The following is a 14,379-nucleotide window of genomic DNA, read 5'->3' on the forward strand; positions in this document are numbered from 1 at the left end:
ATCCCTGGAGGCTTGGTCGCCGCATCCATGCGGCTCACACCCCGCAAACCCACCGTGCCCCGCCTTCGACAGGTTCACGCGGCTGTTGGTGGGTGCCGACCGTTGGTCGGCACATCTGTCAGATATCGAATGAATCATCCACGCATGGCGTGGATCTACTGGCCACTGCGGCCGTTGGAGCGCGCGGCTGTTGGTAGGTGTCGACCTTGGTCGACACAGGGCGAGCGTAGCGAGCGACCCGCTTCTGCTTTTCTTTTTCTTTTCCGTGGTTGAACGCGGCAGGAAACTGTCAGAGGCAGGGCTTTTGACTTCTGCGACCAACCACGAGGGGCTCAGCCGTTCGCCGCCGCAAACTCCGGCCGCGTCAGGTTGTCCGCCTCGCCCTCAGTGCACAGCACTTCGTCTTCAATGCGGATGCCGCCATACGGACGGAAGAAATTCACGCGGTCCCAGTTGATCGCATCGCCATGGCCGGCATCCTTCACTTCATTCAACAGCATGTCGATGAAGTACAGGCCCGGTTCGATGGTCACCACCATGCCGGGCTCCAGCACGCGGGTCAGGCGCAGGTACGGGTGGCCCGCCGGGCGCTCGATGCGGCCACCCTCGTCGCTGGCCGCGAAACCGGCCACGTCGTGCACCTGCAGGCCGATCAGGTGACCGATGCCATGCGGGAAGAACGCGGCGCTGACGCCGGTTTCCACTGCGGTCTGCGGCGAGACCTTGATCACGCCGAAGTCCTTCAGCACGCCCATCAGCGAAAGATGTGCATCCACGTGCAGCTGCTTGTAGTCAAAGCCCGGGCGCACCGCTGCGCACATCTGCTGCTGGGCCGCATCGACGGCGGCGATCATCGCGGCGAACTCGTCGTGGCCCTGCGCGGCGTAGGTGCGGGTGATGTCGCTGGCGTAGCCGTGCGCGCTGGCACCGGCATCGATCAGGAAGCTGCGCAGCGGCTGCGGCGCCTTGCGGCCCAGCTCGGTGTAATGCAGCACGGCGGCATGTTCGTTCAACGCCACGATGTTGCCGTAGGGCAGCTCGTTGGCGTCCTGGCCGACGGCCTGGCAGTACGCCATGTGGATGCTGAACTCGTCGGCGCCGTTGCGGAACGCGGCTTCGGCGGCACGGTGGCCGCGCACGCCCAGCACCTGCGCCTGGCGCATCAGCGCGATTTCATACGGCGTCTTGCTGCCGCGGTGCCATTCCAGGTAGTTCACCACCGGTGCCGGGTTGTTCGGCGCGTAGTTGCCCAGCGTGCTCTGCGGCTCGCCGAGGATCGCGCAGCGCGACGGGTCGGCCGGCAGCAGCGCCAGCGCCTCTTCGGGCTTGCGGATGATGTGGATGTCGAAGTGCTCCACCCACCAGCCACTCGGTGCGTCCGGTACCACGTGCCAGTAATCGAACGGCTGGTGGAAGATCACCGCCGGGCGCTTGCCGGGGGTGAACACGATCCAGCTGTTGGGCACGCGGGTCAGCGGCAGCCAGGCCTTGAACTGCGGATTCACCGCATACGGGTAGTCGCGGTCGTCGAACACCTGGTAGTGCAGGGTGCCGCTGGGCACCACCAGGTGATCGAAGCCGCCGCGGGCCAGCGCCTGTTCGGCGCGTCGGCACAGCACGGCCAGGTGGTCGGAATACAGGGCGCCGGGGTCTTGCTGGATCATTGCGGTGGCTCGACACGGAAAACGGCCCTAGATTCTGCCGCATACCGCGAAAAACCGCTGTGCCGGAACCGGCACTCAGACCGTCGAAACCGGTCCCTCGTCGCTGTCCTCGCCCACCCACTGGCGCAGCAGCTGCCGATGTTCGCGTGACAGGGTCAGGAAGCGGAAGCCGGTCCAGCTCTGGCCGGGAACGTGTGCGGGCTCGCTCCACAGCAGGTGCACGCCCACGTCGATGGCCTGCTGGCGGCCATCACCCAGTGGCAACGGGAAGCGCAGCTGGTACAACGCATCCTCGCGCAGCGGCACGCTGGCCAGCATCAGCATGCCGGTTTCGGAGACATTGCCGAGGCGTCCGACCACGCACTCGCGCATCTGGTCGGTGACCGGCACCAGGTCCGAGACCTGGCGGCGCGGCGCGCGGCGGGTGTCCTGCGGCGGTACGGCTTTCATGCGGGGGTCTCCTGTGCGCGGCCCGTGGCCAGTGCGCGCAGCGCACCGAGGCTGGCTTCCCAGGCACGGTCGACCAGCCGGCCCTTGTCTTCGGTGACCAGTTGCGCGCGCCCGGCACTGATCTGCCGTGCCAGCGTATCCAGGTCGGTATCGGTGATCTTCTGCCCGCGTGGATTGACGAACAGGGCGTGGCCGGTCAGCAGGCTGTACCAGGACAGGCGCTGGCGGCGCAGCGTGCCATCACCGGTATCGATGTCGAACCAGCTGCCGAACGGCAGCGTGGACAGCTGCTGGTAGGCGGCTTCTTCGGCACTGCTGCGGGGCGTTGCAGGCGCCGTGCCGGTGGGCGCGCCGGCGTGTTCGCCCAGGCGCGCACGTGCCTTCAGGCGAGCACTGAGTTCGGTACGCGAGGTGCTTTCATCCTCGCCGCCGGGCGTGGCCAGCCTGCGCGCGACGGCGGCGGCTTCCTCGGCGTGGTAGCCGACCTGCAGCAGTGCGGCCTCCACGTCCGCTGCCAACGCGGTATCGGTGCCGCCGGGGGCGTCGATGGCCTGTGCGGTGATGGCAGCGATGCGCTCGGTCTGTTGCAGGCGTTCCTGCCACTGTGGCGAATCATCGCCATGGCGCAGGCGGGTGAGGGTCAGTGCATCGGCCCAGGCCTGGCGCAACAGGGTCTGCACGAAGCGCGGTGGCGACTGCGTGTCGCAGCACTGGTCGATCTGTGCGGTGGCCTGGCGACGGGCCAGTTCCAATCGTTCCTTGCCGCGCGCGGCTTCCACGTGGCGGCGCTCGGCCAGTTCGGCACGATGGGCCGCCGCGCGCTGGTGCTGCTGCACGTCTTCGTTGGCAGCGGCGAAGGCTTCCGGCGCGCGTGCATCCTGGCCGAGCAGGCCCTGCACGCTCTGCGCCATGCGCTGCAGCAGCTGCGGGTCGACATCATCGTCGCCCAGCCAGTTGGCACCGACTTCGGCGATCTGGTTGAGCAGCTCACGCGCGGGATGTTCGTCGCGCACGAAGAAGCCCGGGTCGGCCATGGCCGCGCGTGCCAGGGGCACCTGCAGGCGGGCCAGCAGGGCGGCCGGCACCGGATCGGGACGCTGCTGCTGTTGCACCTGCTGCATCAGCATGCGCAGCAGGTCCAGGTTGTCCCGGTCGTGACTGCCCAGCTGGGCCTGCGCACCATGCTCGCTGCGCAGCTGCGCGACCACGGCGGCCTGCAGGTCGGCCACGCCGGTTGCCGCGCTGGACTGAGCCTGCAGACGCGCGAGTACCGCGTCGACTGCCGCACTGGGCACTGCGCCGCGGTCCGCCGGGGCAGGGTTGGCGTGCCGGGCCTGCTGCAGCAGCTCATGCAAAGCACTGCCGGTGGATGTGGTCACGCCCGGCGTGGCGGGGCCGGCTGCGCCACCCTCGTGGAAGGCGTCCTGTACCAGGCTGGACCAGGAGCCGGCCGGTGCCGAACCGTTCCAGCCGGTCAGGGGGGCCGCGCTGCGCTTGGCCGGCTGCGTGGTGCGGCCACCACCCACCGACTGGGTGATGATCCGACGCGTGCTCGACGAGCGTGCCAGGTAGGGGGTGTAGACCAGCCCCGGCAGTACGCCGGACTGGGCCAGCAGCGCATTGGCACGGTCAAGGATATCGCCCAGCCGTTCCAGCACCTGTCGTTCGAAACTGCGATACAGCGCCAGCTGTACCTCGACGCTCAGCGCGTCCTGTTCGGCAATCCGGCGCACCATCGCGCACAGTGCCTGCGGCGCCAGCGGCAGGGTGTCGGCCTCGAAGGCCGGCGCCGCCGCCAGTACCCCCAGGCGTTGGCCCAGCAGGTTCAGTGTGTTGGTTGAACGCAGGGTCTCGCGCCGCACCATCTCGGTCAGCAGCAGGTCGCGATCCACTTCGTGCTCATCAACCAGCGACAGCCCGAGCATGCCCGGCAGCGCTGGCGGCGTAGCACTGGTGCTGACACCGTTGGCCGGTTCGCGCAACCGTGCGAGGGCGTCGGCAACGGCATCGAGCATGCGGTCGGCGAAGTGGCCGGCGAAGGCGTGCAGCTGTCCACGCTGGGCCATCAGCTCGGCCTGCTGCTGCGGATTGCGTGCGCGATCGGCGTCGTGCAGCAGGGCCTGCTCCAGCGCTTCGACAGTCAGGATCAGGGGCGCGGCCAGCGTCTGCCGGCACAGGCCGATCAGCGCGCCCAGCAGCTCACGTACCCGCGGTGGCAGGTCGCTGGCGGCCAGGCGGTTCTTGTCGGCAGGAGTGATGGAAAAAACAGCTGACATCGGCAGGCGGTATCCGGATTCCCGCGGATCGATCTGGTGAATCTACCGTGTCGGCCGCTGTCGGCGCTACTTTAGGGCGAATGTGCATCCCATTCGCCAGGCATGGCCCGACCGATGAACGGTAGTGCCGGCCGCTGGCCGGCAATCCGCGCCGATCGAGCTGCCGGCCAGCGGCCGGCACTACCCCTGTCAGGCGAGGATCACTCCTCCAGGAACAGGCTCACCACATCGTTGGTGAAACGACGGCCCAGTTCGGTCGGCTGCACATGGCCATCGGTCACGTCCAGCCAGCCGCGCTGCACGGCCTCGGCCAGCGGTGCATCCAGCACGCTGCGCGACAGCCCGGTACGCGACTCGAAATCGCGCAGGCCGAAGCCTTCGTGCAGGCGCAGCAGATTCAGCATGTACTCGAAGGGCAGGCGCTCAGGCGCGATCACATCGTCACCCCCGAACGAGGCCGGGCTGCCCGCGCTGTCCAGATAAGCCTGCGGATGCTTCAGCTTCCAGCGTCGCAGCACGTGTTCCTCGGCGCCCGAGCTGATCTTGCCGTGCGCGCCGGCACCGATGCCCAGGTAATCGCCGAAGCGCCAGTAGTTCAGGTTGTGCGCGCTCTGCCGGCCAGGGCGTGCGTAGGCGCTCACCTCGTACTGGCCGAAACCGGCCTGCGCCAGCAGCGCCTGGCAGTGTTCCTGCATGTCCCAGGCGTTGTCTTCATCGGGAATGCCCTGCGGCGGCCGCGCGAAGAACACCGTGTTCGGTTCCAGGGTCAGCTGGTAGTGCGAGATGTGTGCCGGCTGCAGCGCGAACGCGCGTTCCAGATCAGCCTCGGCACCGGCCAGGGTCTGTTCCGGCAGCGCGTACATCAGGTCGATGTTGAAGTTGTCGTAACCCGCGTCCTGCGCCATCTTCACCGCGCGCTCGGCTTCGCCACTGTCGTGGATGCGGCCCAGGCGCTTGAGCATCGCATCGTCGAAACTCTGGATGCCGAAGCTGAGGCGATTGACGCCGGCCGCGCGATAGCGGTCGAAGCGGCCATGCTCGGCGGTGCCCGGGTTGGTTTCCAGGGTGATTTCGGCATTGGGCGCGAAACGCAGGCGCGCGCTGGCCTGCTGCAGGAAGCGGTCGATCGCTTCCGGCGGGAACAGGCTGGGCGTGCCGCCACCGAAGAACACGCTGTGCACCACCCGGCCCCAGACCAGCGGCAGGTCCTGGTCGAGGTCGCGCAGCAGCGCATCGATGTAGGCATCGAACGGCAGCTCGCCCTTGGCCTGGTGCGAATTGAAATCGCAGTACGGGCATTTGCGCACGCACCACGGCAGGTGCACGTACAGCGACAGCGGCGGCGGCACCAGTCGTACCGAAGTGTCGTGGTCCGCCGAACAGGCTTCGCCGGGCAGGTGGTTGCAGTGGTCGTGGGCGTGCGGCATGGGCTTCTTCGGTAGTGCCGGCCGCTGGCCGGCTTCCCTGGTTCGATCGGGTGGCGTCAGTACAGCGTCGCCAGCTGCTGCTTGAGCTGCTGCAGGGCAATGGCACGGTGGCTGATGGCGTTCTTCAGGGCCGGCTCCATCTCCGCGGCGGTCAGGCCGTGGGTGGTGTCCAGGAACACCGGGTTGTAGCCGAAACCATTCGTGCCGCGCAGTTCACGGATGATCTGGCCCTCCCAGCGACCTTCGCAGATCAGCGGCTGCGGATCGGTGGCGTGGCGCAGCAGCACGATCACCGCATAGAAGCGGGCGCCGCGCTGGCCATCGGGAACGTCGGCCATCGCCTCCAGCAGCTTGGCGTTGTTGGCCGCGGCATTGGTCGGGTGGCCGGCATAGCGCGCGCTGTACAGGCCCGGCGCACCGCCGAGGGCATCGACGATCAGGCCGGAATCATCGGCCAGCGCGGGCAGGCCGGTCGCTTCGCAGGCCGCGCGCGCCTTCAGCAGCGCGTTCTCGACGAAGGTCAGGCCGGTTTCTTCCACGTCGCCCAGGCCCAGCTCGGCGGCCGAGGTGATCTGCAGCGGCAGGTCGGCGAGGATCTCCTGCATCTCCACCAGCTTGCCGGCGTTGTGGCTGGCCAGTACCAGTTTCTTCATTGACGGGGCTCCAGCAGGTCCCAGGTGTTGCCATACAGATCGCGGAACACCGCGACCGTTGCATAGGGTTCTTCGCGCGGCGCTTCCAGGAATTCGACCCCGGCGGCCAGCATCGCCGTGTGGTCGCGGTGGAAGTCGTCGGTGTTGAGGAAGAAGGCGACGCGGCCACCGGTCTGGTTGCCGATGCGGCTGCGCTGTTCCTCGTCGCTGGCACGGGCCAGCAGCAGGGCGGCAGCGCTGCCGTCGGTCGGCCCCACCACCACCCAGCGCTTGTGGCCCTGGTCGATGTCCTCCAGCAGTGCGAAGCCGAGCTTGCCGGTGTACCAGGCAATGGCTTCGTCGTAGTCGGCCACCACCAGGGTGGTCAGGGCGATGCGCCGGTTCATGCCGACAGCGCCGCCTGCTGTGCGTCCAGCAGCTCGCGCACGCCCTTCTCGGCCAGGCCCAGCAGCGCGTCCAGTTCATCGCGGCGGAAGGCATGGCCTTCGGCGGTGCCCTGCAGCTCGATGAAGCCACCGCCGTCGTTCATCACCACGTTCATGTCGGTGTCGCAGTCGCTGTCTTCGGCGTAGTCCAGGTCCAGCACCGGGGTGCCGCGGTAGACGCCGACCGACACCGCTGCCACCGCGCCCAGGATCGGGTTGCGCTTGATGTCGCCGCGCTTCATCAGCACATTCACCGCATCGACCAGGGCCACGTAGGCGCCGGTGATGGCGGCGGTGCGGGTGCCGCCGTCGGCCTGCAGCACGTCGCAGTCGAGGGTGATGGTGCGTTCGCCCAGCGCGTTGCGGTCCACGCAGGCACGCAGGCTGCGGCCGATCAGGCGCTGGATCTCCAGCGTGCGGCCGCCTTGCTTGCCACGGGCCGCTTCGCGGTCGCTGCGGGTGTGGGTAGCGCGCGGCAGCATGCCGTATTCGGCGGTCACCCAGCCTTCGCCCTTGCCGCGCAGGAAGCCCGGCACGCGGTTCTCGACGCTGGCGGTGCACAGCACACGGGTTTCACCGAAGCACACCAGCACCGAACCTTCGGCGTGGCGGGTGAAGCCGCGTTGGATGACGACCGGGCGGAGCTGGTCGGGCTGGCGGCCGCTGGGGCGGGAATCGGACATGGTGCGGGTTCCGTAATGGCGAGGGAGTACGCCGCCACGCCCGCGGCCTTCACGGGGCGGGCAAGGGGGCTCTGGTGAGGGCGCTAGGGTACCATTCCCCCTTTGCACGCACCGGACACAATCCATGATTCGAAGCATGACCGCCTATGCCGGCGGCGAGCGGGTCACCCCGTGGGGCACGCTGGGCTGCGAGCTGCGCTCGGTCAACCACCGCTTCCTGGAGGTCGGCACCCGCCTGCCCGAGGAACTGCGGGCGCTCGAGCCGCAGCTGCGCGAGCGCATCGCCGCGCGCCTGAGCCGCGGCAAGCTGGATCTGGTGATGCGCCTGCGCGCGCCGGAAGCGGCCGCCAACCTGCAGGTGGACGAGGCCCTGCTGGGCCAGCTGGGCCGCCTGGCGCACCGCCTGACCTCCGATTTCCCCAACCTGCAGGTCAGCTTCACCGACCTGCTGCAGCTGCCGGGCGTCACCCGCGGCGAGGCCACCGATGCCGCCGCCCTGCAGGTCGAGGCACTGGCCCTGCTGGACCAGGTGCTGGACGGATTCGTCGAGGCCCGTGAGCGCGAAGGCGGCAAGTTGTCGGCCGCCATCAGCGAACGCGTGGACGGTATCGAACGCATCGCTACCGAAGTGCGCACCTTGATTCCGGCCATTCGCGACGGCCAGCGCGCCAAGCTGGCCGCACGCCTGGCTGACCTGCCGCACCCGGTCGACCCCGGCCGCGCCGAGCAGGAGCTGGTGCTGTGGCTGCAGAAGCTGGACGTGGATGAAGAGCTGGACCGCCTCGGCAGCCACATCGTCGAGATCCGCCGCGTGCTCAAGCAGCGTGAGCCGGTTGGCCGCCGCCTGGACTTCCTGCTGCAGGAGTTCAACCGCGAAGCCAACACGCTGGGCTCGAAGTCGGTGGACAGCCGTACGTCCAATGCGGCAGTGGAACTGAAGGTGCTGATCGACCAGATCCGCGAGCAGGTGCAGAACATCGAGTGATGTTCTGCGCAATCGCCTGGGAGGATCACAGTCCTTCCAGGCAGTCCCCGGCTATCGCGACGCAGTGATCGAAGCCTGGCGTGTAGTCCAGCGTGTCGATGGCGTTGAACGCAATCTTCAATGTCGGGTGGGGATTGCGGATCTGATCAAGAAACGTTGATCGATGGCGCACCAGCGCGTGCGCGGCGGCCGCCAGCGCGTCCGGCTCGCGTTCGATGACCAGCGCAAGATCGAACAGGTCTCGGGCGGTTGTTCGATGCCCGCGATGGAACATTTTCTTGGCGATGATTTCCGCCGACGTTTCCACCCGTATGCGCTGCCCATCGATCGTCCATTCCTCCCAGGCATCATCGAGAAGATTGGGGGCCGCGACGAAATCCACCTCGCCTTCCTCGAACTGCAGCTTCACCCAGGCGCTGGGATCTTCGCTGTAGTCGCCGGTAAGGCTCGCGGCCACATCGCTCAAGCGGGGAGTAACGAACCCCAGGTACTGAGGATTCGGCACGAAGATGTCGATATCCTTGCTGAGCCGATGCCGATGTCGAAACATCAGTACCGTTCCGCCGCCCAACGTCCAGAACGGATCGGTGATACCACCGTGGCGCCGGATCTCCCCGATGAGGACAAGCGCCCGAGGCAGCAGCGCCTGCCAGGCGCCGGCCGGCAGTTTGCGGTTCACAACCACAGGTCCTTGCGATGGGCAGAAAGTGTGTTGGCCATCTTCGCCACGTTGCGCCAGATGCGCCGTGGCGGTAGCTGCGCGCCGATTGCAGCTTCCTCGACTGCCATCACCATCATGGAGGGAGGGGCTTCATCCAGCAGGTGCGCCATCTGCGCTGCGTAGGTGGCAGGAACTTCCCCGCTGACCAGCACGCGGGCCAACTCGCCAGCCGTCAGTTCGCTCGCGTAGCTCACGTTCGCGGTTCGTGCGGCCATTTTCAGGCCTTGTTTGCGCTGCCGGTTTTCGGTGGTGGGTGCCGGAACATCCAGGCCGAGCACGGACAACAACTGGCCGACACGATTGACGCCCAGGTCGCTCAGGGTGCCCCCTTCCAGGCCGACCACGGTCTGCCGGGAAAGACCGCTGAGATGAGCCAATTGGCCTTGCGACAGGCCAAGTTCCTCACGGCGGGCACGAACCGCCTTGCCGATGTCGATCAGGTTCATGGCCTGAGTGTCCAATATTTTGGACATACTTCAAGTGCCCGGAAGCGGCACGTTGGCAAACCTTCACGTCTCAAACCACCCTGACGCCCGCCGCTCCCTCGCTCAAGCGCCCCAGCACGGCCGCCTGGCCGAACCCCGCATCGTTGAAGCAGGCCAGCACCGCATCCACCGCTTCCGGGGCGCACGACACCAGCAGGCCGCCGCTGGTCTGCGGGTCGGTCAGCAGTGGCTGCCAGTGGGCGGCCAAGCCCTCGGCGAAGCGCACCTCGGCGCCATACGAGGCCCAGTTGCGGTTGGAGGCGCCGGTTACGCAGCCGCGTTGCAGCAGGTCCAAGGTCTGCGGCAGCAGCGGCACCTGTGCACTGTCCACCTCGGCGGCCACGCCACTGGCGCGGCACACTTCCAGCAGGTGGCCGAGCAGGCCGAAACCGGTGACGTCGGTCATCGCGTGCACGCCATCCAGCGCGGCAAGGGACATGCCCACGCTGTTCAGGCGGGTGGTCGACTCGACCATCTGCCGGTAGCCCTCGGCATCCAGCACTTCTTTCTTCAGCGCCGACGAATACACACCCACGCCCAACGGCTTGCCCAGCACCAGCACATCGCCGGCGCGGGCATCGGCATTGCGCTTGAGCCGTTGCGGATCGAGCACGCCGATCGCGGCCAGGCCGTAGATGGGTTCCACCGAATCGATGCTGTGGCCACCGGCCACCACGATGCCGGCATCGGCGCAGGCGCGTTCGCCACCCTGCAGGATGCCGCGGATGGTGTCCTGGGGCAGGCTGTTGATCGGCATGCCGACGATGGCCAGCGCGAACAGCGGGCGCGCGCCCATCGCATACAGGTCCGACAGCGCATTGGTGGCGGCGATGCGGCCGAAGTCGAACGGGTCGTCGACAATCGGCATGAAGAAATCGGTGGTGGCGACGATCGCCTGGTGGTCATCGAGGCGGTACACCGCGGCGTCGTCGCTGGTCTCGCGGCCGACCAGCAGTTCGACCGGTGCGGGAAGTGCCGGCACCCCACGCAGCAGTTCGGTCAGCACACCCGGCGCGATCTTGCAGCCGCAGCCACCGCCATGCGCGAGAGACGTCAGTCGTTGCGGGGCATCGGCCGTTGAGGGGGCGGGGGACTGCGCGTGCGTGGCCATGCCGACATCTCCTGCGGAAACACGAATGGCGGAAGGCAGCAGGAGTCGAACCTACCAGGGAACGATCGACGCCCCCTACTGGGTTTGAAGCCCAGCCGCATGCCCGGATGCGCATGCCTTCCGAAAGTACGGCGGTACCGGTGGGCTCAGTCGCGGGCCGCGTTCCACTGCAGGTCGCAGCGCGGCCGATGCTGGTCACCGACGCGTCGAGTGTAGCCAACGCGATTGAAGAACTCCAAGATCTGGATGCTGCGTTTGCGGCCCAGGCCGATGGCATCGCGGAACGCCGCCGCATCCACCGTGCCGCTGGCCTGTGACAGCTGCGCGACGATCGTGGCCAACTCGGCGATGCGGGCCGGCGCATAGAACAGGTCGGGCACCACCTGGAACAGATCGCCACGCGCGGCGGCGCGACGCAGGGCGGCGCGGACCTCGTCTTCGGCCAGTCCGATGTCGGCGGCCAGGGTGCGCACCCACGGTGGATCGAAGCCACCGGCGTGCAGTTGCGGCAGCACGCGTTCCAGCAGGAGACGTTCGCGTTCCGGTGGCGCATGGTCATGGCCGGGCAGGCGCCACCACGCGCCCACACGCTGCAGCGTGCCATCGGCCAGCAGGTCCTGCAGCAGCGCATTCCAGAGGCTCGCTGCAAGCGAGGGCAGGGTACTGCGCTGCAGGCGCCCGCTGTCGACGCCGGGTTCGTCGGGGCGTCGCTCGTGCCAGCCGCGCAGCGAGGTGATCACCTGCTCGCGCAGTGCTTGCCAGTGCGGTGCGAGGATGATCACCGTGTCATCGCGGGTAGCGATGCGTCGCGCGTCCTCGGGCAGGTCGATGCGGTCGGCAGCGCGTCGGCAATAGCGTTGCAACGCGGTGAGGGGAATGCCGGCAGGTGCCTGCTGCAGCAGCGGGACAACACCGGCACCGGCCGCCAGCTGCTCCAGTGCCCCTAGCCAGGCCAGCCGCGCAGGACTGCGCCGACGCCGCTGCGGAGGATCCGGATCGAGCACGACGCCACCGCCCAGTGTGTGGGTGGCTGCTGAATCACGGGCGATGAAACGATCGCCACACATCGCGCAGACTGGTGCATCGAACACCAGCTGCACCAACTGACCATCGCCGTGGTCGTGGTCTTCCAGCAGCACCACATGGGCCTGCCGGTGCATCGTGCCCCAGTGGATGTGCAGCGGTGACCAGTCGCGCAGTGGCGGCGCCAGTGCGGAAAGTCGCAGGCGCACGTCGACGCGGGTAGTGGCCAGCAGCGCGCGTGGATCGGCAATCCAGTCGCCACGGCGGATGTCGTCGCGGGCGATGGCGGCCAGGTTCAGTGCGCAGCGTTGCCCAGCCATCGCGTGCTCGCTGGCCTGGTTCTGCGCATGGATGCTGCGTACGCGCACGTCGGTGGCGGCTGGCATCAGCTGCAGATGCTCACCCACCGCGGCGATGCCGCCATGCACCGCGCCGGTTACCAGTGTGCCGTGGCCGGCCAGCGAGAACACGCGATCCACCGGCATGCGGAACAGTTCGCTGCGCAGTTCGGCCTGGCGTGTGCTGGCATCGTCCGCCGCCCATGCGTGCAGCTGGGTACGCAGTGCGCTGATGCCGGCATCGTCGGGTGCGGTGCTGTTGCAGGCGAACAGAGGAGAATCCTGCAGCGGTGTCGCGGCCAGCAGCGCGGCAATCTCGATCTCGACCCGGGCGAGGCGTGCCGCATCCACACGGTCGATCTTGGTCAGCGCCACCGCGCCGCGATCCACGCCCAGCAGCTGCAGGATGGCCAGATGCTCGCGGGTCTGTGGCATCACGCCGTCGTCGGCAGCGATCACCAGCAGGGCGACATCGATACCCGTGGCGCCGGCCACCATCGTGTGCACGAAGCGCTCATGGCCTGGCACGTCGACGAAACCCAGCGTCGCAGCCGGGCCTTCGGCGTCCCTGCGTTCCACCGGGACATAGGCATAGCCCAGTTCGATCGATATACCGCGCGTTCGCTCTTCCTGCAGGCGATCGGTTTCGATGCCGGTCAGTGCGCGTACCAGGCTGGTTTTGCCATGGTCGATATGCCCGGCGGTGCCGACGATCATGCCTGCAGCGTGCTCCACTGGGCGAGGAAGTCGGCTTCGTCGGCCGGTTCCAGGCAACGCAGGTCCAGCCACAGCGCGTCATCGGCAATGCGGCCCAGCACGGGTCGCGGCAGCTGACGCAAACGCTTGGCCAGGCGATCCAGTCCGCCACGGCGCGCGCTGGTAATGCGCAGTCCGGCGCTGGCCAGCTGCGCCTGTGGCTGGGCGCCGCTGCCGATCTGGCTCTGCATTGGTGACCGTTCAAGATCGTAGTCGGCCGCGAGCACGGAACGCATCGGCTGCAGCAGGCGATGGGCCTGCGCATCAATGTCGTCCTGCGTGCGCGACAGGGTGCGCAGGGTCGGCAACCGTTGCGCCAACAGCTCCGGCTCGCGGTACAGGGCCAGCACCGCTTCCAGTGCAGCCAGGCCCATCTTGTCCATGCGCAGTGCCCGCTTCAGCGGGTTGCGGTTGATCCGCGCGATCAGGTCGGCGCGGCCAGCGATGATGCCGGCCTGCGGCCCGCCCAGCAGCTTGTCGCCACTGAACGACACCAGGTCGGCGCCGGCCGCCAGCGTTTCCTGCACGGTGGGCTCGTGCGGCAGGCCGAAGGCCGCCAGATCGCACAGGCTGCCACTGCCCAGATCCACCACAAGCGGCAGGCCGTGCTCGTGCGCGATGGCTGCCATCGCCGCGGTGTCGACCTTGGCGGTGAAGCCGGTGATCGCATAGTTGCTGGCGTGTACCTCCATCAGCAGCGCGGTGCGCGTGCCGATGACATTGGCGAAGTCGGCCGGGTGAGTGCGGTTGGTGGTGCCGACTTCCAGCAGCCGCGCGCCGGCACTGCGCATCACATCGGGAATGCGGAAGGCGCCACCGATCTCCACCAGCTCGCCGCGTGACACCACCACGTCGCGGCGGTTGGCCAGGCTGTTGAGCAGCAGCAGGACCGCCGCCGCATTGTTGTTGACCACGGTGGCGGCTTCTGCGCCGGTCAGTTCGCAGATCAATGCCTGCACCCGTGCATCGCGGTCGCCGCGACGGCCGCGGCTGATGTCGAACTCCAGATCCACCGGTGCGGTCATCGCGCGGGTGACCGCGTGCACGGCGGCATCCGGCAGCAAGGCGCGGCCGAGATTGGTGTGCAGCACGGTGCCGGTCAGATTGAACATCGGCTGCAGATCCTGCCGTGCGTCAGCAGCCAGTGCGGCCTCGACTGCTGCCACCAGCGCCGGGCCGTCAACCGCTTCCTGCAGCTGCGTGGCCGAGAGCTGACCGGCGCTGATACGGTCGCGCAGCGCCTGCAGGTGCGAACGCAGCAGCTGGGTGATACGGCTGCGGCCGTGGCCCTCGATCAGTGCTGCCAAGGCAGGCAGACGCAGCAACCGGTCCAGCGAGGGCAGGGCGGAAACCGATGCCGGGGTGGGGGGCGTGGCTGTCAT

At 68.0% G+C, this 14,379-nt stretch carries 13 protein-coding genes and 1 tRNA gene; 1 reads left to right on the top strand and 13 read right to left on the bottom strand.

Annotated features, from left to right (window positions below; translation table 11 throughout):
• Positions 1-332 precede the first annotated feature (332 nt).
• The 7 genes from pepQ to rph all read right to left on the bottom strand — a co-directional run bounded on the left by pepQ (position 333) and on the right by rph (position 7,578).
• Positions 333-1,664, bottom strand: coding sequence for a Xaa-Pro dipeptidase (gene pepQ, locus QRO95_RS02645; protein WP_285301599.1), 1,332 nt, complete (start codon positions 1,662-1,664; stop codon positions 333-335).
• Between the two features lie 75 nt (positions 1,665-1,739).
• Entirely contained in the window at positions 1,740-2,114 is a 375-nt protein-coding gene (locus QRO95_RS02650; RefSeq protein ID WP_180838787.1) for a PilZ domain-containing protein, read from the bottom strand.
• Positions 2,111-4,390 carry a DUF1631 family protein gene (locus tag QRO95_RS02655; protein WP_285301600.1) on the bottom strand — a complete coding sequence of 760 codons (2,280 nt, stop codon included), beginning with the start codon at positions 4,388-4,390 and terminating at the stop codon, positions 2,111-2,113. The genes QRO95_RS02650 and QRO95_RS02655 overlap by 4 nt, the downstream gene beginning before the upstream one ends.
• A 200-nt stretch (positions 4,391-4,590) precedes the next feature.
• Entirely contained in the window at positions 4,591-5,817 is a 1,227-nt protein-coding gene (hemW, locus tag QRO95_RS02660; RefSeq protein WP_285301601.1) for a radical SAM family heme chaperone HemW, read from the bottom strand.
• Positions 5,818-5,873: 56 nt separating this feature from the next.
• Complete coding sequence (gene rdgB, locus QRO95_RS02665) at positions 5,874-6,470, bottom strand: RdgB/HAM1 family non-canonical purine NTP pyrophosphatase (RefSeq protein ID WP_014038346.1); 597 nt, start codon at positions 6,468-6,470, stop codon at positions 5,874-5,876.
• Positions 6,467-6,856: a VOC family protein gene (locus QRO95_RS02670; protein ID WP_049400723.1), complete on the bottom strand. Its 390-nt coding sequence runs from the start codon at positions 6,854-6,856 to the stop codon at positions 6,467-6,469. The genes rdgB and QRO95_RS02670 overlap by 4 nt, the downstream gene beginning before the upstream one ends.
• Complete coding sequence (gene rph / locus QRO95_RS02675; RefSeq protein ID WP_012512000.1) at positions 6,853-7,578, bottom strand: ribonuclease PH; 726 nt, start codon at positions 7,576-7,578, stop codon at positions 6,853-6,855. Before rph ends, QRO95_RS02670 begins: the two co-directional genes overlap by 4 nt.
• Positions 7,579-7,702: 124 nt before the next feature.
• On the opposite strand from rph, the gene QRO95_RS02680 reads away from it, so the two are divergent.
• The gene (locus tag QRO95_RS02680; RefSeq protein ID WP_019661992.1) at positions 7,703-8,563 is read left to right on the top strand and encodes a YicC/YloC family endoribonuclease; all 861 of its coding nucleotides are present in this window, start codon (positions 7,703-7,705) and stop codon (positions 8,561-8,563) included.
• A 25-nt stretch (positions 8,564-8,588) separates the two neighbouring features.
• On the opposite strand, the gene QRO95_RS02685 is transcribed toward QRO95_RS02680, so the two are convergent.
• From QRO95_RS02685 to selA, 6 genes are all read right to left on the bottom strand, one after another.
• A complete protein-coding gene (locus QRO95_RS02685) occupies positions 8,589-9,242 on the bottom strand; it encodes a nucleotidyl transferase AbiEii/AbiGii toxin family protein (RefSeq protein ID WP_285301602.1) in 654 nt (217 codons plus the stop codon).
• On the bottom strand, positions 9,239-9,730 hold the full coding sequence (locus tag QRO95_RS02690) for a helix-turn-helix domain-containing protein (protein WP_049400724.1): 492 nt from the start codon (positions 9,728-9,730) through the stop codon (positions 9,239-9,241). Before QRO95_RS02690 ends, QRO95_RS02685 begins: the two co-directional genes overlap by 4 nt.
• A 70-nt stretch (positions 9,731-9,800) precedes the next feature.
• Positions 9,801-10,880: a selenide, water dikinase SelD gene (selD, locus tag QRO95_RS02695; RefSeq protein ID WP_285301603.1), complete on the bottom strand. Its 1,080-nt coding sequence runs from the start codon at positions 10,878-10,880 to the stop codon at positions 9,801-9,803.
• Between the two features lie 26 nt (positions 10,881-10,906).
• Positions 10,907-11,002: transfer RNA gene (locus tag QRO95_RS02700), tRNA-Sec, on the bottom strand.
• A gap of 24 nt (positions 11,003-11,026) precedes the next feature.
• Positions 11,027-12,958, bottom strand: a complete 1,932-nt coding sequence (gene selB / locus QRO95_RS02705) for a selenocysteine-specific translation elongation factor (RefSeq protein ID WP_285301604.1) — start codon at positions 12,956-12,958, stop codon at positions 11,027-11,029.
• The gene (gene selA, locus QRO95_RS02710; RefSeq protein WP_285301605.1) at positions 12,955-14,379 is read right to left on the bottom strand and encodes an L-seryl-tRNA(Sec) selenium transferase; all 1,425 of its coding nucleotides are present in this window, start codon (positions 14,377-14,379) and stop codon (positions 12,955-12,957) included. The genes selB and selA overlap by 4 nt, the downstream gene beginning before the upstream one ends.

This window comes from Stenotrophomonas maltophilia group sp. Smal13 (assembly GCF_030236855.1).
In the GTDB taxonomy this organism is placed as follows: domain Bacteria; phylum Pseudomonadota; class Gammaproteobacteria; order Xanthomonadales; family Xanthomonadaceae; genus Stenotrophomonas; species Stenotrophomonas maltophilia_A.